Origin of the sequence: Acinetobacter sp. ANC 4169, from assembly GCF_002135355.1 — a bacterium.
Taxonomy (GTDB): Bacteria; Pseudomonadota; Gammaproteobacteria; order Pseudomonadales; family Moraxellaceae; genus Acinetobacter.
Window position 1 is genome coordinate 33712 of record NZ_NEGE01000007.1, and the last position, 19377, is coordinate 53088.

Annotated in this window: 12 protein-coding genes; 6 read left to right on the forward strand and 6 right to left on the reverse strand. The window is 42.3% G+C overall.

Translation table 11 applies throughout. From position 1 onward, the window contains the following. Nucleotides 1-5: 5 nt before the first annotated feature. Nucleotides 6-1709, reverse strand: a complete 1704-nt coding sequence (locus B9T26_RS06825) for a sensor domain-containing diguanylate cyclase (RefSeq protein WP_086198976.1) — start codon at nucleotides 1707-1709, stop codon at nucleotides 6-8. A gap of 1381 nt (nucleotides 1710-3090) precedes the next feature. Between B9T26_RS06825 and omp33-36 the strand changes: the two genes are divergently transcribed. After that, nucleotides 3091-3969, forward strand: coding sequence for a porin Omp33-36 (gene omp33-36 / locus B9T26_RS06830; RefSeq protein ID WP_086198977.1), 879 nt, complete (start codon nucleotides 3091-3093; stop codon nucleotides 3967-3969). 59 nt (nucleotides 3970-4028) lie between these two features. On the opposite strand, the gene betT is transcribed toward omp33-36, so the two are convergent. The 4 genes from betT to B9T26_RS06850 form a co-directional block, all read right to left on the reverse strand. Further along, on the reverse strand, nucleotides 4029-5999 hold the full coding sequence (gene betT / locus B9T26_RS06835) for a choline BCCT transporter BetT (RefSeq protein WP_086198978.1): 1971 nt from the start codon (nucleotides 5997-5999) through the stop codon (nucleotides 4029-4031). 174 nt (nucleotides 6000-6173) lie between these two features. Next, entirely contained in the window at nucleotides 6174-6866 is a 693-nt protein-coding gene (locus B9T26_RS06840) for an ion channel (RefSeq protein ID WP_086198979.1), read from the reverse strand. A gap of 193 nt (nucleotides 6867-7059) precedes the next feature. After that, on the reverse strand, nucleotides 7060-8775 hold the full coding sequence (locus tag B9T26_RS06845; RefSeq protein WP_086199083.1) for a cation acetate symporter: 1716 nt from the start codon (nucleotides 8773-8775) through the stop codon (nucleotides 7060-7062). Between the two features lie 4 nt (nucleotides 8776-8779). Then, entirely contained in the window at nucleotides 8780-9109 is a 330-nt protein-coding gene (locus B9T26_RS06850) for a DUF485 domain-containing protein (protein ID WP_086174667.1), read from the reverse strand. A 184-nt stretch (nucleotides 9110-9293) separates the two neighbouring features. Here B9T26_RS06850 and B9T26_RS06855 point away from each other — a divergent pair, with 184 nt between their 5' ends. Next, nucleotides 9294-12785 (forward strand): PAS domain-containing hybrid sensor histidine kinase/response regulator, encoded by a 3492-nt coding sequence (locus tag B9T26_RS06855; RefSeq protein ID WP_086198980.1) that lies wholly within the window; start codon nucleotides 9294-9296, stop codon nucleotides 12783-12785. A gap of 415 nt (nucleotides 12786-13200) precedes the next feature. Next, complete coding sequence (locus B9T26_RS06860) at nucleotides 13201-13968, forward strand: hypothetical protein (protein ID WP_086198981.1); 768 nt, start codon at nucleotides 13201-13203, stop codon at nucleotides 13966-13968. Between the two features lie 96 nt (nucleotides 13969-14064). Here B9T26_RS06860 and B9T26_RS06865 read toward each other — a convergent pair whose 3' ends face one another. Next, nucleotides 14065-14715, reverse strand: coding sequence for a response regulator (locus B9T26_RS06865; protein WP_086196617.1), 651 nt, complete (start codon nucleotides 14713-14715; stop codon nucleotides 14065-14067). Between the two features lie 376 nt (nucleotides 14716-15091). On the opposite strand from B9T26_RS06865, the gene msuE reads away from it, so the two are divergent. The 3 genes from msuE to B9T26_RS06880 all read left to right on the forward strand — a co-directional run bounded on the left by msuE (nucleotide 15092) and on the right by B9T26_RS06880 (nucleotide 18767). Further along, nucleotides 15092-15826 (forward strand): FMN reductase, encoded by a 735-nt coding sequence (gene msuE / locus B9T26_RS06870; protein WP_086198982.1) that lies wholly within the window; start codon nucleotides 15092-15094, stop codon nucleotides 15824-15826. A 36-nt stretch (nucleotides 15827-15862) separates the two neighbouring features. Then, entirely contained in the window at nucleotides 15863-16969 is a 1107-nt protein-coding gene (gene sfnG, locus B9T26_RS06875) for a dimethylsulfone monooxygenase SfnG (protein WP_086198983.1), read from the forward strand. A 382-nt stretch (nucleotides 16970-17351) separates the two neighbouring features. Then, a complete protein-coding gene (locus B9T26_RS06880; protein WP_086198984.1) occupies nucleotides 17352-18767 on the forward strand; it encodes a PQQ-dependent sugar dehydrogenase in 1416 nt (471 codons plus the stop codon). The last annotated feature ends 610 nt before the right edge of the window (nucleotides 18768-19377 follow it).

The window sequence follows — 19377 nt, forward strand, 5'->3', positions numbered from 1 at the left end:
AAACATCACCCCGCCACTTTATTCTTGCCATTTTCTTTGGCCTGAAACAAAGACTTATCGGCTTTTTCCAGTAATGCCATCCAGGATGCTGCCCCTACCGCAACGCCAGCACTGACAGAAACATGAATATTCTGGTTCAGTTCAGCGATATACAGTTCAGAACCGCCAATCTCTTTAAGAATTTTATTTGCAACACCCCAAGCCTCATCAAAAGTAGTTTGCTCAATTAAAACCAAAAATTCATCACCACCATAACGTACAATTAAATCTGAAGTTCTAACATTAAATTGCAATTTTTCTGCAATCAGCTTAATCACCTCGTCACCCACAATATGCCCAAAAGTATCATTCACATGCTTAAAGTCATCTACATCGAAAATGATTAGGCCGGTTTGTTTCAATTGATTCGGCTTATTTTCCAGATAACGGATATATTCATCTAAAGCTAAACGGTTAGATACACCCGTCAAATTATCCGTATTGGCAATATTTCTGAGCTGAAATTCCAGCGCATCCCGCTGCTGTAGCACGCGCTTTAATTCTTTAAGGGCATTCAATAAGCTGACTGGCTCTGCAGATAATGGTTCCCGTTCGGTCTCTATAACCTGATGCTGGGCCAGCCGAAGAATGGTATTTCTGGCTTTAATTAAAGGTATAAAAACATGATTGCGCGCATGGATCATGGTAAAAATAACCGTTACCAGACAAATCAGCGCCACCAATAAAATTAAAATCAATTTTTGCTGGGCTTGTTTCTTCTGGGTTTGAGCCACCGTAACACTGTAATCCAGAATATAGCGTTGTAGATCGACCACTGTTACAAATTTATCAACCATTGCCTCGGTGAGTTGCGTACCGGTCAATGAATAGGCCTGATTGTGTATACTTTCATTCATCAGGCGAGCAACGATTGGAATGCCTTGGTCTAAAAATTGTGTTTTTACTTGCTGATGCAAAGCTAGATATTCTGGAGTTTTATCCTGTTCGGGCTGTATGGTATTCACTAAAGCCCATAAATAATGGGCCTGATGTTGTGTCTGTAACGACCGCGCCAAGTTATCTTCAGGGATTTGTTCATTAAAAGTCACTGCTGCCATAATATTCGATGCAGTTCGACCCGCCTGATCGCGCAAATCAGCCAAAATTAAAATCAGTGTATAGTAGTCCGAAACTGAAGTTCCTTTAGCTTCAGAATGTACCAATACATTTTCTATAATTCCCTTACAGCTGTCCCACGCCTTAAACATGTGCTGAATCGCCTGATCCAGCTGCCTTGCACTCCGTTCAGATCGAGGCAAGGCACCATAAGCATCGACCGCATTACGACCTTGTGCCAGAGCTGCTTTTAACTGGGAAGATAATGCCTGCGCCTGACCAGTAAAGCCCGCGGCAGCTAAAATTGCACGGGTTTGCTCAATCTGCAAATCAACTTCTTTTCGATAGATCTTTAATTCTTTTAAATTTGCTTCAAGTTCATCGACATTACTCGACATCACCTTATTGGCCGGTGCCCGTTCCCGGGAAACCTTATTGGCTAAATCTGCCACCGCACGAAGCGCAGAAATTTCAGTTAAAGCCTGGTCCGCTTTTTGATAGCTGTGATAACTACTGACAATTAAAGGAACAGATAAAAATAGAAGAGACAGGATGATAATCATCATTGACCAGAACAGTCGCTGGCTGATATGTTCCGAGCGTAATTTATACATAAATTACTGACACCCCAGACAAACCAAATATCCCATCATCGTGACAATCATATTTAAATTATAAATAGATATTTTACATGATTATTACGCAAAATAAGTTAAAATTTAATCAATTTTTTTTAATATTCTCGTCTTATCAAACATTTATCCCATTTTCTTTATCATGTTAAAAATGACGCCCATTCTTAAATTTAGATTTAAGACACAGCCTATACCTACATGGCTGCAGCTAAAGCCCCATGCTTTTCACCATGGCAATTGAAAACTTCGTAAATGGTAAATTGCAGCAGCATAATTATGCCACTCCAGTAAAATAATCCTGATTAATTTCAAAAATTTCGATCCAATAATGAAGTCTTGTTTCTAATAAATCCCACAAATTTATGTTGATAAATTACCTACCAACTTAAATATTATTCCAAATGAGATAAGAAAATATTTACACATGCTACAAATAGGTGCATAATGCACCGCATTAGGGCAAATTAAATATATTCCTCAGCAGATTTTTTAATTTTCCCGAAGATTTTGGCGAAAAACCCCAGTTTTCTTTGAAAATTGGGGTTTTTTATGGGTGAAGCTTAATAAACACTCTAAAAATAACCATGTTTTTGCACCATATTTGTGCATGAAAATTTTATCTATGATGGGCTTTTAAAAATTACGATCTCATGGCTAAAAATAAACTTTAGCTATCGTTTATTATTTTCCATTTCAATTACTGGTTTTGTTTGATCTCAAAAGCCACTGAAATATTTTTTTTAAACAAAAAAAAACCCAACCTTGGGGAAAGTTGGGCATATAAAAACAAAAACTTGTTTATGGAGAATCAGATCATCATCACATTATTTCAATGTAGTATGAATTGATAGATATATTATGTTAAAAATATTAAAATAAGTAAAGCCTATTAAAGCACTATGATTTTAAATTCATCACAATAATGAAATATTTATGTTAAATAAATCACAAAATAAAAAAATCTAGCGGTTGTTTTTTAAACGAAAAATCACTTTTATGTGGTTTTTATTGTTGGAGTCGAGTGAATATTTAAAATTCAATGGATAGTTCACATAATAAAAACACATTTAAATTGAATTTTACGATAATTAATAGAATATTAATCTAATTTTACATTGTAAAACATCTACTGATTTTGCTTCTTGCTAAAAAGATAATTTCTAAAAATTCTCATATTTATTTGTTATGAAAACATTTTTTTTAAGTTTATATAAAAAAAATTCATTTGTATGTTTTTTGTACGTAAAAAATTTAGAGTAAAAGCTAAATAAAATAATGTCCTTTTAGTTCATTGACTTAATGTTTTGTTACAATACAATGCTTACTGTTTAATCCATTTTTAATAGAACTGGTAATTATTATGAAAAAACTCGGTTTAGCCACTGCTTTATTATTAGCCATGACCGGTGCGCAAGCATATCAAGTAGAAGTACAAGGTCAATCTGAGTATATCGACAATACAGTAAATGACAAAAACTTTACTGGTGCTGTACAAGGTACTTATTACTTCAAAAATGTTGACTCTTCTAAAGGTCCATTGGCTGAAGCAGCGTTTTTAAACCAGGCGTCTAATGCTTCTTTAGCATATAACTATGGCGAATACGACGTAGACGCTGAAGGCGATGATTTCGTTTCTCATACTATTGGTGCTAAAGCTGAAGCTTACGTTCCAACTAAAGTTGTTCCTGTATATGCGAGCGCTTCTTACAGCAACACAATTACTGACAACAAAAATGGCCTAGCAGATGACCATGGCGATCGCTATGCCGTAGAACTTGGTGCTGTAGTTGTACCTAACTTCTTGGTTGCTGTTGGTTATACTAGCGCACCTAACCAAGATTCTTATGATGCTTTCAACATCCTTGCTAATGGTGTTGTTAAAGCTGCTCAAGAACAACAAACTATTGGTCGTGACCAAGATGCAATCACTGCACGTACTAAATACGTGGGTGCTATCGACGGTACAAACATGTCAATCGGTTTCGAAACTAACATGTTATTCGCTGAAAGCAATGCTTACGGTTTAAAAACTGATTTATATTTAAACCCGCAATTAAGCGTAGGCGGTTCTTATGCTGAAGCTGGCGGTGCTAATAACCGTAAAGCTTGGGGTGCTAACGTAAACTACTTCATCACTCCAGCAATTGCTGTTGGTGCTGACTACGTTAATGCTAACGCTGAAAACGGTTCAAAATTTGACACTGAAACTGTTGGTGTTAATGCTAAATTCCGCTTCTAATTCAGTTTAGAAAACGAGTCAAAAAGGACGCACATTGCGTCCTTTTTTATTTTCTCGATTTATTCAGATGTTCGAACCAAACTTAAAAAGTGTAAATGGCGTTCATATTGATCAATAATATCTTGTAATAGATCATCTGAAGTCCAATCCATCACATCATAATTCTGACCACCTTCTCTTAAAAAGACTTCCGCTTGATAATAGGTCATTTCATTTGCAGTCATTTCTGGCATAAAGCTCGGTGGAACCGTTTCTCGTGTCACCACTTGGTAGATGAAATTAATTTCATCATGATGATCGACTCTCAATTCTAAGCCATCGGCAATCGAAAGAATGGTCACCGTCAACTTACGCCGTTGAAACTCCTTTTGCACACTTTGAAAAGCCTTGGATACCTCAGTTTCAATATACTGTTTCACCTCCGCTTCAGTATGCGGATAATGCATAATCAAACCCAGACGTTGTTGCCAACTGCGTGGGTTTTGAATCGCTCGAGGAGTAATCCGCGCCTCTTGCAATGCGTTCATTTTGGTGATGTCTAAGCGTAAAGCTTTTAATAACCCCCAACAGATCAGCAGCATAATGAAAGTGAACGGTAAAGCGCTCATCATAGTGGCGGACTGTAAGGCGCCCAGCCCACCTACCAACAGTAGCACAATCGCCAACACTGCCATCAGCACAGTCCAAAACAGTCGCTGCCAGGTCGGAGAGTTTTCAGATTTTGCGGTTAAATAATCGGTTACCAATGCACCCGAATCCGCAGAAGTCACAAAAAACAGCATGACTAAAAATGTTGCCAGCAAACTCATGGCACTGGAAAAAGGCAAGCTGTGTAAGAACTGGAATAGCGCCACCGATGAATCGCGTTGTACCGCCAGAACCAGCGCATGATTGGCTTCATGCAAAATGCTATATAACGCGGCATTCCCCATAAAGCCCATCCAGATCAGGGTAAAGCCCGTCGGAATCAGCAAAACCCCGACAATAAATTCACGAATGCTGCGGCCTTCGGATACCCGGGCAATAAACATCCCCACAAATGGCGACCATGAAATCCACCAAGCCCAGTACATAATGGTCCAGCCGCCAATCCAGCCATTGGGTTGATAGGCATATAAATTAAAGGTCATCGCAAATAAATTCGAGATGTATTGCCCGGCATTTTGAATAGTGGTTTGCAGTAAATAAATAGACGAGCTGGCGAAAAATACGAACAGCAATAAAATCAGTGCCAGAATCAAATTTAATTCAGACAGCCGTTTAATGCCTTTATCCAGTCCAAAAAATACCGAAATGGACGCCATGGCACTGACTACAATAATCAGGACAACTTGCGTACCGGCTGATTGCTGGATTCCAAACAGATAATTCAAGCCTGAATTAATTTGGGTGACCCCAAACCCCAAGGTAGTCGCCACACCAAATACGGTACCAATGGTGGCAAAGGTATCTACTGCATCACCAATCGGACCATAAATTTTCTGGCCAATCATCGGATATAACGCAGAACGGATTTTCAGCGGCAAATTGTGTCGATAAGCAAAATAAGCCAGTGCCAAACCTACGACGGTATAAATCGCCCAGGCATGCAAGCCCCAGTGAAAAAAAGTCACCCGCATAGACTGTTGAGCAGCTTGTATCGTTTCACCCGTACCTTCTGGCGGTGACACATAATGCATGACCGGTTCGGCAACACCAAAGAACATTAGCCCGATCCCCATGCCTGCGGTAAATAACATGGCAAACCATGAAGCATTGCTATAGCTGGGCTGACTATGGTCGGGACCGAGTTTTATTTTGCCCATGTCCGATAGTGCGATATAAATCAGTAAAATAAGAAATATCGCGACCGATAAAACATAGAACCAGCTAAAGGAATCGGTGACCCATTGATTGAGCTGTTGGGTAATCAGATCAAATGAATTCGGTGCTAAAACCACTATTGCAAGGAAGATGACAATAATAGCGACCGTACTTAAAAACACATTTGGATTGACGTTGGCAAACCAGGATGAATTTTTGGAAGGCATATATCCTCCATTTTATATTTTAATTAACGTGACAGACCAACTTGGTCAAATGAAGCATTTATCGAAGATAAATAAAAGACGAGTTAAGTGGAATTAAATAAAAACTCGAGAGCATCATAAATAAATGATACGAACAAAGCAGTTACATTAATGTAACCTATTAAAAAATAAAATCTATTTTTTATTTTTATCCCGATTAGGCAAATGGGCAATGTATTGCAAAGCAATTAAACGTGAAACAATAAGTGCCAAGTACATGACCCCACAAAACATTTGCAGCAATGCCAGTACACGTGCAGGTGCACTCATGGGAATAAGATCAGACAAGCCTGTGGCAGACTGCAAACTAAAGCTCAAGAACAGTAAATCAAGCCAGCTTTGTAGACCGCTGACATTCGGATTCTGAAAACTGTCAGGTACCAAAAGCTGGCAGACATTATATAAAAATGCAAAACCCCAAGCCAAAAGCGTAAAGACTGCACCCGCAGCAAATAGCTCATCGCGGGTTAAATAGCGGTCTTCAAACATATAACGTAACAGACCATAAGTGGCACTAAAATAGGCAGCGGCCTCAAAGCCATGCGCAATAACCTGTATCCAGGGGTTTTCTATGCCTAATAAAATCAGTAAAGAAAAGAATACCGCCCCAACCACAAAACTCAGTCCCAAGAAGGTAAACATTGGGGTTTGTTTAATCACTTTGGCAATGACCAGTAAAACCAATACGCCTAATACCCAGCTTATGGTGCGATAGGTCATGCTGTAATTGACGGCCACCGATACGATTAAAATAATGAATTGTAATGAGAGCAACCAGGCAGAAGGCAATAAGCGGAAAATTTTCCAAACATCAATAATGGCCTGCATTCACAACTCCACAATGTTTCTGTTCTGGTTTATTTGGTGGCTAGCTTTGTTTTCTATGGTTTAACTTAGCATAAACCCCGCTCCCTGCAAGTGACAGATGTGTATAAAATTTCCCATCTTCATACTCACTCTTTGATAAAGTTTTGAGCATAAAAAAAGTCCCTGACGGGACTTTTTTTAAAGTAGTGATCGCTTAGTGGTCTGACGCACCAGAGATACCAATACCTGTTTGTGAACGTACATACTGTGCATCGAAAGCTTTGCGTTCCGCATGCGCACGTGCAGAGCTGTCAGTCACAGAGAACAACCAGCAGCAGAAGAATGATAATGGCATTGCAAAGATTGCTGGACCATTGAATGGGTTGATTGGTGTATCTGAAATTTGCAATGTATCTACCCAAACTGCTTTAGCCAGTACAATCAATACAACCGCAGTTACCAAACCAACTACACCGCCAATCACTGCACCACGAGTGGTCAAACCTTTCCAGAACATTGAAAGTACAAGGATCGGGAAGTTCGCACACGCCGCTACCGAGAATGCCAAACCAACCATGAACGCAACGTTTTGTTTCTCGAACAAGATACCCAAAATCATTGCGAAAATTGCCAAACCTAAAGTTGCAATTTTAGACATGCGTAATTCAGATTCAGGCGTTGTTTGGCCTTTCTTGAATACGTTTGCATACAAGTCATGCGAGATTGCTGAAGCACCAGACAATGTCAAACCAGCCACCACTGCAAGAATGGTTGCGAATGCTACTGCGGAAATGAAGCCCATGAACAAGTCACCGCCAACAGCATCAGCCAAGTGAACTGCAGCCATGTTGTTACCGCCAACAAGTTCTAACTTGCCAGTCACTGCCATTTTCGCAACATCAAGGAATTGCGGGTTGTTTGATACGTAAAGGATCGCACCGAAACCGATGATGAAAGTTAACAGGTAGAAGTAACCAATGAAACCTGTAGCCACAACCACTGACTTACGTGCTTCTTTGGCATCTTTAACGGTAAAGAAACGCATCAAGATATGTGGAAGACCTGCAGTACCAAACATCAATGCCAGACCTAGCGAGATTGCATCAATCGGGTTCGCTGCAAGTTTACCTGGTCCCATGATATTGCCTGCTTCTGCAAGGCTGATTTCATGTACTTTAGAAAATACCTGAATCGATTGTTCAAACATGTTGGTAAAGCTGAAGCCCACACCTTTCATAACCATGAAAGCCATGAAGGTTGCACCTGAAAGTAACATCACCGCTTTGATGATCTGTACCCAAGTGGTTGCCAACATACCGCCAAAAATTACGTAAGCCATCATTAAAAGGCCCACAATCACCACAGCAATGTTGTAGTTCAAACCGAACAGTAATTTGATCAACTGACCTGCACCCACCATCTGAGCAATCAGATAAAAGGCAACAACAACCAAAGAGCTGAGTGCTGCCAAGGTACGTACTGGTTTTTCCTCTAAGCGGAATGAAACCACGTCAGACAAGTTGAATTTACCCAGGTTACGTAAACGCTCTGCCACCAGGAACAATACGATTGGCCAACCTACCATGAAACCGAGTGAGTAAAGTAAACCGTCAAAACCTGAACTGAACACAAGTGCAGAAATACCGAGGAACGAAGCGGCTGACATATAGTCACCGGCAATCGCTAAACCATTCTGGAAACCTGAAATACCGCCACCGGCAGTATAGAAATCTGTAGTACTTGTAGTTTGCTTGGCTGCCCATTTGGTAATAAGCAAAGTGAAGCCCACGAAAATCGCGAACATAATAATCGCATGCCAGTTGGTTGCCTGCTGTTCAGCAGCACCCAAATCCGGACCCGCCATTGCCATACCTGACATCAGTAGTGTAGACGCAGCAACTGCTTGCGCTTTTAATGAATTCCATTTCATCTGATTATTGTCCTTTTTCATGAGTGATTGCTTCAACTTCACGCATTGCTTCTTCATTCAATGCATCAAGTTTATTGTTCGCAATATACGAATAAACGCCACATAAAATAAAAGACAATACAATAATGCCCAAGCCTAGCGGCATTCCCCAAGTTGTGATACCACCACTAAATGAACTCATCAAGAATTCTTTGTTATAACCAACTAAAAGCATAAATCCAACATAAACAATCAACATGATGATTGTTAAAGTCCAACTTAATCTGCTTTTTCTGCTGACCATTTCTTTAAATTTGGGATTCTGTAGAATACGTTCTACTTGTGCCTCATCCATAATCATGCTCCTGTGTGCACCCAGCCATAGGTGAATTTTTTTAATTCGAATTATTTCGTTGTCTAACTTAACAATCTTCTTGGGTTATTGTAATTAATACTTTGGTCGTTAAATTTTGATCAATTAAAGCGGCAAGATTATTAGATAGGGTATCATTACGACATAAATTTACGCTGTAGGCAATATGAACAGTTGGCTCATTATTGGGGTTCTCGCCCTTTATATCGCAATACTTTTTATCTGTGCTTTTTTTGGTGAAAAACATGCGAGTCGATTAAGTACCCGCGGCCGCATGTTACTCTTTAGTCTAACCTTAGGGGTGTATTGCTCCTCCTGGACATTCTATGGTGCAACCGGGGCTGCTGTTCGTGAAGGAATTATCTTTCTTCCCATATACTTAGGTCCCTTAATTTTTGTCTGGGTGGGTTATGATATCTGGCGACGCTTAGGTCGCGTGCGTCAGCATCATGCGATTTCTTCCATTGCAGATTTTGTTGCTGCACGTTATGGCAAAAGCGGTCCTTTGGCATCTTTAGTTACAATTCTTGCAGTGATTGCCATTATTCCCTATCTGGCTTTGCAGCTTAGAGCCATTGCATTGAGTGCTGCAGTGGTTTTGCAACAAAATACCGGCATACAGGGCACCACCAATAGCGTGCTTTTCCTGACTGGGGTTTTAGCCATTTTGGCCATGATTTTCGGCACCCGGCAAATTGCCAATACCGAACAGCATGGCGGCTTAATGCTGGCGGTGGCATTTGAGTCTTTTGTTAAACTGTTTGCCTTGCTGTGTGTGGCATTATTTTTTGTCTTTGATGCCCCCGAAAACTTGGGACAGATTTCCAGTGATGTGGTCGATACCTTTAAACAGGTTCAGCTTTTTGGTGTGCCTGAAACCTTTTGGGTACAAACCTTATTGGCCGCACTGGCTGTAATTTGCTTGCCGCGACAATTCCATGTGGCTGTAGTGGAACTGCGTGATGAAAAGCATATTCGCGGCGCACGTCGCTGGTTTGCCACTTATCTGATTCTGACTACGGTTGCGATTATTCCGATTGCCAGCTGGGCCTTGCATGCAGCACCGCACTTTCTAGCGATTCCTGATGTAGCAGTGCTGTCATTGCCGCTCAGTTATAATCAGGAGTGGTTGACGCTTTTGGCTTTCTTGGGTGGTTTTTCAGCCTCTACCGGGATGCTGCTGGTTTCTTCCGTGGCCCTGTCGATTATGCTCAGTAATGACCTGATTATGCCAGCCTTATGGCGTAGCGGCTTACTTTCACGTCATGACAAACGACTGCCTCTGGTACTGAAATTTACCCGTCGGGTGTGTATTTTAGCCGTCATGCTGCTCGGTTTCTTGTTCTTCCATTTCTTTAATGACATCGACCAGCTTTCGGTATTTGGCCTACTGGCTTTCAGTGCCGTGGCACAATTTGCGCCTGCCTTGATTGGTGGCCTGTATTGGCGAGGTGGCAGTAAACAAGGCGTGTATGCCGGTCTGATTGCCGGCTTTGTCATGTGGGCCTATACCTTGTTATTGCCTACCGTACTGCGCAGCCTGCCGGCTGAATACAGTCATTTTAGCCAGCATTTCCTGCTTGCGGGACCTTTTGGTATTGGCTGGCTACGCCCTGAAGCCCTGTTTGGTTTTCAATCTTTTGCTCCCCTCACCCATGGCGTGACTTGGGCATTGGGTCTGAATATCCTGCTCTATGTCTGGGTGTCGCGGATTTTCCGGCCCAGCATTGCCGAGCAGATTCAGGCGGAAAGTTTTTTCTATTATGAAACCAAACCTTTGCCGACTCAAAGTACCTCAAGTGAAATCAATTATTCCCATCAGGATGTTGCCCGTCTAAAAGTTGGCGATTTAATTACCCTGGCCAAACGGATTACCGGTGAAGGACCTGCGACTCAAGCCTTTCGTCAGTTCTGTGCTCAAAACAACGTGGTGCTGAATGAAAATAGCAGTGCCAATGGCATGTGGTGGCGCTTCACTGAACAATATCTTGCCGGAACCATTGGTGCCGCTTCCGCGCGTACCCTGCTCACCACTGCAATGGTGAATAATGGTCTGGCGTTGGGTCAGGTTGCCAATATTCTGGACCAGGCCTCGCAATGGCAACGTTTTAACCAGAACCTGATCATGACCATGATTGACCATATGACCCAAGGGGTGAGTGTGGTGGATGAAAATATGTGTCTGGTGGCCTGGAACAATCAATACCTTAAACTGTTCGATTATCCCAAAGATATTGTCTATGTCGGCTGTCCGATTTCCGATCTGATCCGTTATAACGCTGAGCGTGGTGAATGTGGTCCCGGCTCGGTAGAAGAACACGTGCGCAAACGGATTCACTGGATGGCTATGGGTAGCGCGCATGAATTTGAACGGATCCGTAAAGATGGCCGTGTCATCCAGATGCGCGGTAATCCGATTGAAGGGGGTGGTTTTGTCACCACCTTTGCCGACATTACTGCCTTCCGTGAAAATGAAGCCGTACTTGAAGCACGGGTACAAGACCGTACCCAGCAGCTGGCCGATGCGCTTTCCGAACAGCAACTGGCACGCGAACAGGCCGACCGTGCCAATATGTCCAAGAGCCGCTTTATTGCCGCTGCCAGTCATGACTTATTACAACCGATGCATGCGGCACGTTTGTTTAGTACAGCTTTAGAACAAAGCGTGCAGTCGGAGGAAGACCGCAAGACCCTGCAACAGCTGGATCGCGCTTTGCATGGTGCAGAAAGCATGTTGTCTGCCCTGCTGGATATTGCCCGTCTGGAAGGCGGTACCATCCAGCCGAAGCGTCAGCCTTATCCATTGCATGACTTATTAAGTGACTTGGAACTGCAATTTAAATCCATTGCAGCTCAGCGCGGCATTAAATTCAGCGTGCATGATGCCCAGTTCTGGATCGATACCGATCCGCAGTGGATTCGCCGGATTATTCAAAACTTTGTCAGCAATGCTTTACGCTATACCGCCAAAGGACGTGTCATTGTCGGCGTGCTGCGTTGTGCCGAAAAACCGCGACATATCCGGATTGGGGTATGGGATACCGGCCCAGGGATTGCCGAAGAACAGCGCATTAAGCTGTTTCAGGAATTTGAGCGCTGCGGCCATACTTCGCCTTGGGGCGAGCAAGGTCTGGGACTCGGCCTGGCCATTGTGCAGCGTATGACCAGCCTGCTGGACTACCCGGTACATGTCTATTCCGAATATGGCAAGGGCTCGTGTTTCATGATTGAAGTGCCAATTGTGGATGCACCAAAAGTAGTGACCGCTCCTGTACAGGCGACGCCGCTGAAAAGCAAGGCTTATAAAATTCTATGTCTGGACAATGATGAAACCATTTTGGAAGGGATGACGACCTTACTGACCAAATGGGGCTATCAAGTGTTTAAGGCGACTGAACCGGAACAGGCTTTGGAGCTGATTCAGCAAGAGAATATTCAGGTGTGGCTGGTCGATCAGCATCTGAATAACAATAAAATTGGACTGGATTTCATTCTGGAAAATCGTCAGGAACAGGTGCCTGTGGCCTTAATTACCGCAGATTCCGATCCTGAATTGCCACAGCAGTTGAAAGAACTGAATATTGTGCTGCTGAAAAAACCGTTAAAACCAGCCTCACTTCGCTCATGGTTATCAGGTTTAAAAATCTCCAATTCTTAACGTGCTGATACCCAATAAAACGCCCATTTCATTAAATTGAAGTGGGCGTTTTAATGTCTAAATCCAGTATTTTTTTAACCAATTAGCAATTTATTTTTTACTTTAGGCAAAACTGCTCAATTTCTTTATTTTAATTGCAATTTTATTGACTAAAAATTACACATTTTTATTTACTATGGCATAGAACATCAAAATTTAAATATACACTTGTATACTTGGTTACAATTTTATATTTATTTAATTTTAAATGATTTTTGATATAAAAAAATGCCTTCTATAACTTTAGTAGTATACCGTTCTGCTAGGCTCTCGCGCATATATAAGAACAAGAAAAGATCAGTTTTTATATTCTAAAAGTCCATTAAAACAAGACGCCAAAGAAGCTGATCATGCTACACATTATAGGAGTCTAAAAATGAATATTTCTGAAACCGGCCTTCATGATCTGGATCAATCGCAACAGTTTTACCGACAATACGGTGCCAATGCCCTATTACCTGAAATTCAGTGGAATGAACTATTTAAGTACAGCAAATTAGATGACACTCATATTCAGGCTTTGGACACTTTGTATCAAAGTGCAGTTCCCCTCGCCTTACAAGTCTTTGCCGATCTGAATTTCGATGTCTTTAGCCCTGCTGCCTATAAACCGCAAGGCCTAGGATTATTTGAACGACTTGCAGAACAGGAAGACAAACTGGTTCAATCCCTGCAAACCGAGTCTCTGGATTTAAGCGATAGCGTACGCCATCAAATCTGGAGCATGCTGTTACGCGGCGGTGCAGTGCTGGTGTTTAAGGCCTGGCTGGGTAAAGTCAAAACCGATGACAATGTTTTAGACACCACCCAGTTTGATGAATTATCCGATCTGCTGTTTATTAAAACCCCACCCTTAGATCTGGCCAACCATTTGGGTGTTAATCCTCAGGCCAATGAAGATCATATTTTCCTGCTCTATGGCAATGATGTTTATCTGGACCGTTTTAACAGTCTGGAAACCGCAGCCTTATTTGTCGATCTGGGCGTCTATGATGCTGCATTTTTAAGTTTGCGCGATGACAGCGTGGCTGAATATCTGAAAGAAAAAGCATACGTGTCGCAGGAACAGATTGATGATCTACAATGTGCGTTAAATCCATTATTCTGCACCGATCACACCCCTAAACAAAGTTGTGTGGCCTAATGTAAAGCACCAAATGCTTTAACTTTTAAAATCATTGCTCACAAAAAAAGGCACTTTTATCAAGTGCCTTTTTCGTTCAATGCTGTATTCAGCAGATTACATTTTCTTTTCTTCAATATTCAAAGCGCTAATCGCCAATACTGCCTGAGTACGGTTTTGCACGTTCAGTTTACGGAAAATTGCCGTCACATGTGCCTTAATGGTCGCTTCAGAAACATCCAGTTCATAAGCAATCTGTTTATTCAGCAGGCCTTCCGCCACCATCATCAAGACACGGAATTGTTGCGGTGTCAGTGACTGAATACGTTCTGCCAGTGCAGTTTCATCTGCCGCACGCGGATCAAAATTCATGTTGGCAGGTAAATTTGGCGGCAACCAGATTTCCCCTTCCAATACCTGACGGATCGCTTCACCAATATGGCTCGGATGTGCTGATTTCGGAATATAACCCATCGCACCATGGGCAATCGCACGTTGAATAATCGACACTTCTTCATGCGCAGAAACCACAATAATCGGAATCGATGGATATTGTGCACGAACATGCACCAAAGCCGAAAAGCCCGAAGCTCCCGGTAAATTGAGATCCAGTAGAACCAGATCTGGTTCCGGCCCATTATCTAAGCGTTCATAAAACTCATTTACTGCAGCTGTTTCCTGAATTTGCGCTTGCGGCAAGCTGTAACGAACGGCTTGAATCAAGGCATGACGAAACAGTGGATGATCATCAACGATTAAAATATTCATAAGCAGCATGAAAGATCTTGTGCACATTAAGGGCTATTCTAACCACACAAGCGCTATTAAGGATATGCAATCAATAACTTTTTTCATCCAATACCATATTATTTTATCAAAAAACTACTTTTTCGAAGGTTTTTCGAAAAATCATCAAACCTAATCATATTTTGGTATAAATTTTATCGGCCAGCTCAAATTGCTTATTAATAATCAATATAAATATAAAAATCAAAATATTAAAAGAAATAGAAGTACATTTTAATGACATTTTTCTTTATATCTTAAAATAAGATAACTTTTCTTTATTTGCTTATTTTACAGAATATGCCTGCTGTTGATTAATAAACACATTCCGAGATTTTATGTTTTAGGTTATTCGAAAATGTCTATTTTAAATGCGCAAAAACCATTGAATATTGTTGCTGTATCTGGTGGATTAAACAATCCGTCTAAAACCGAAGCGTTGGTACAAGCCATTATTGATGAGCTAGCTGAAGCAACCCCAATTCATGTTCACTTTATTAAATTCAGCGAAATCGGTTCTTTACTTGGCGGTGCAATTTACCGTAACCAGTTGCCACAACGTGTACAGGATGATTTGGCAGCAGTTGAAGCGGCAGATGCCCTGATTGTCGGCACACCGGTTTACCGTGCCTCATTTACCGGTTTGTTCAAACATTTCTTTGATTTTGTAGAACAGACTGCACTGGTCGATGTTCCGGTACTGCTTGCCGCATCGGGTGGCAGTGAGCGTCATGCCTTGGTGCTTGAACATCAATTGCGTCCATTGTTCAGCTTCTTCCAGGCACAAACTTTACCGATTGGTGTCTATGCAACCGACAGAGACTTTACTCCTGAATATACCATTCACAGTGAACTGCTGCGTGACCGTATTACCCTCGCTGTAGCGCGTGCATTGCCAATCCTTGAATGGGCACCTGCCAAAGGCCAACGTGCTGAAGTGGTAAAAGAGAAATCTCAGCAAGCCAACCAGAACCTAGGCATCAACAAGCAAATTGAACAGGAAGAAGTGCTTCCTTCTGCTGCAGTACCTAGTCTGGATGCTGCCGAAGCGCGCCTGCACAGCAAAAAAGCACCGAAGTCACAGGTAGCTTAACACGGTTATAAAAATTACATCCTGAGGGTATGCAAAATGTCGCGACAAGATAAAAACATTACATTTGCTTATTGGGTACCAAACGTCAGCGGTGGTTTGGTGGTCAGTGATATTGAACAGCGTACAGACTGGAGTTATGACTATAACGTGCGTCTGGCGCAAGCCGCGGAAAAAAGTGGCTTTGAATATGCTTTAACCCAGATTCGTTTTACTGCCAGTTATAACGCGGAAAACCAGCACGAATCTGTCAGCTTCAGTCATGGCCTGTTGGCGAAGACTGAAAAACTCAAAGTGATCGCTGCGATTTTACCGGGTCCGTGGAAACCGGCACTTGCTGCAAAGCAATTGGCGACTATTGACCATCTGACCAATGGCCGTATTGCCATTAACGTGGTCAGTGGCTGGTTCCGTGGCGAATTTGATGCCATTGGCGAAGAATGGCCGGAACATGACCAGCGTTATGCACGTTCTGAGGAATTCATTCGCAGCTTAAAAGGTGTCTGGACGCAAGATCATTTCAATTTTGATGGCAAGTTCTATCAGTTCAAGGACTATACCCTGTCGCCAAAACCGGTGCAAAAACCGCATATTGAAATCTTCCAGGGCGGTAGCTCACGTGCAGCGCGCGATATGGCATCGCGTGTATCGGACTGGTATTTTACCAACGGCAATACCCCGGAAGAGCTGAAAAAGCAGATTGATGATATCCGTGAAAAAGCCAAAGCCAATAACCATACCGTGAAAATTGGGGTCAATGCCTTTGTGATTGCCCGTGATACTGAAGAAGAAGCGCAAGCCGTGCTGCAGGAAATTGTGGCCAAGGCCAATGTTCAGGCAGTGAAATCTTTTGGTGATGCTACCCGTGAAGCCGGTGCTGCAACAGCAGAGGGCGAAGGTAACTGGGCAAAATCGACCTTTGAAGATCTGGTGCAGTACAACGATGGCTTTAAGACCAATTTAATTGGTACACCGCAGCAAATTGCGAAACGTATAGTTGAACTGAAAGCAGTCGGTGTGGATCTGGTTTTGTCCGGCTTCTTGCATTTTATTGAAGAAGTTGAATATTTTGGACAAAAAGTGTTGCCATTGGTTCGTGAACTGGAAGCGCAACAGCTCGCTGTTGTTACGCCTAAGTCTGCTTAATCTCGGTAATCAAACAGACTGTACATGAACAAAAACAATAATAATCAAATGGCTTCTCCAATTTTCCCTCGAGGCTCGGCTTGAGGGATTTTTTTTGCTTGTATAGCATAAATTTTGAGCTCAATAAAAGATAGATAGATTCTTGCCATCCTTTCTAGTCCATCGACTGTATCTATAGCCAGACTTGTTAAAGTTTTTAGCGCTTTCTTTAAGCTAATCTGCTGCTACTTAATCATGATCAGGATGATGATTCGGATTGATACTTTGTGGCTAAAAAAGCAATAACCAATCGGCAACCAGAAAAAACAAGAACAGCATGGTGGCTACTTAAACTAACTTTTAAAGTAAGGTGATAGCGGCAAAAAATAAGCTGGAAATAAAGATGTCTGCTCAACTTTTACTGCCCATTGCGGGCTCTGCCATTGTATTGGCACTCACCGGATGTGCATCACCATCCAAGTCTCCCATTACAGACGGTTATGGTCCCGAGCCGCATCTGCCTGAACCCAAATCAAGTTTGTTTCCTACAGTCAATATCGCCCCTGCCACGGGCTGGCCTGCGGGTAGCATGCCCACCCCCGCTGCGGGTTTGCAAGTGCAAGCCTTTGCCAAAGAACTTGAGCATCCGCGTTGGTTATATGTATTGCCGAATGGCGATGTGCTGGTGGCTGAAACTGATGCACCGCCCAAGCCGGATGACAGCAAGGGGATTAAAGGTAAAATCATGAAACTGCTAATGAAACGTGCCGGGTCATCGCATCCGAGTGCCAACCGTATTAGCTTACTGCGTGATAACAATGGCGATGGCGTGGCTGACCAGAAAACCGTGTTTCTACAAAACCTAAACTCTCCATTTGGCATGGCGCTGGTTGGCAATATGCTGTACGTGGCCAATACCGACTCGCTCATGCGCTTTCCTTACCAACAAGGTGCAACCCGAATTACAGCAAGCGGTAGCAAAGTACTGGATTTACCCGGTGGCCCCCTGAATCACCATTGGACCAAAAACGTGATTGCCAATCCTGCGGGCAACAAACTCTATATTACTATCGGTTCAAACAGTAACGTGGCGGAAAATGGTATCGACAAAGAAGCGGGACGCGCACTGATTATGGAATTTGATATTGCCAGTGGCAAAGCACGGCCATTTGCCGCAGGGCTGCGCAATCCCAATGGCATGGACTGGCAACCGCAAAGTGGCATGCTCTGGACAGTCGTGAATGAGCGGGATGAAATTGGCAATGACCTGGTGCCCGATTACCTGACTTCGGTCAAAGACGGTGCTTTTTATGGCTGGCCCTATAGTTATTATGGCCAGCATGTAGACACGCGGGTGAAACCACAAAACCCTGAACTGGTCGCACGTGCCATTAAGCCTGACTATGCACTCGGTAGCCATACCGCCTCCTTAGGCTTGGCATTTTATACTGCCGAATTAATGCCGCAATACCGTGGTGGTGCGCTGATTGGTCAGCATGGTTCATGGAACCGTAAGCCGTATAGTGGTTATAAAGTGATTTTTGTGCCATTTCGAAATGGTCAGCCTTCAGGTCTTCCACAAGATGTATTAAGCGGTTTTTTAAATGATCAAGGTGATGCGCGAGGACGGCCTGTTGGGGTAGCGGTTGATTTTTCAGGGGCAATATTGGTCGCCGATGATGTCGGTAATATGATTTGGCGTGTATCACCTATGGGTGCAATGATTGATCACCGGCCAATCAATAAAACGATTAGCCCTGCTTCTGCTGGCCCAAAGCCTGTGAGTTCACCACCTGCCGGAGAACAGGCAGCAAAGTAATCGTGGCTGAATAAAATAATATAAAAAAGCCCGGCATCCTGCCGGGCTTTTTCGTATGGGTTGGTTAAGCATGACTCCTGTCTTGCTTCACGATCCTGGTGTATGAACGTTTTATTGTTGTTTTATGTTCCGGAACTTCCTGTTCCTGTATGACTTCATCATAGGAAAAAAATCTGCCTGCGCCCATCCGCAAAATCCTTAAATTGATGTGCGCCAAAGCGTACAGAGCCGGTGAATTTTTATCCCAAGAGTTGTCCTTAGAATTTGTAGATTTTTCTGGCACAGCGACTATTAAGAAATCAGCAAAACTGCAAAATTAACTATTTTTTAATAAAATTATTGGCAAGAGATTTTATGTTAAATAAAACCTAAAACATTACAAAAGCTGTTTGCATATGGGAAAGAAACATCATTCCTAAAATTAGAACACCCAATATTATTACTATGAAACGATACAATCGCATTCATTTATTGGATTTAAAAAAATTTTTTATTCGAGCAGATTAAACGTATTTAATAGGAATCACAATTAAAGAACAATAATATGTTATTGAATTAATTTATTTTTTATTGAATATGGATGTTTTATAAGAAAAATAAATATATATAT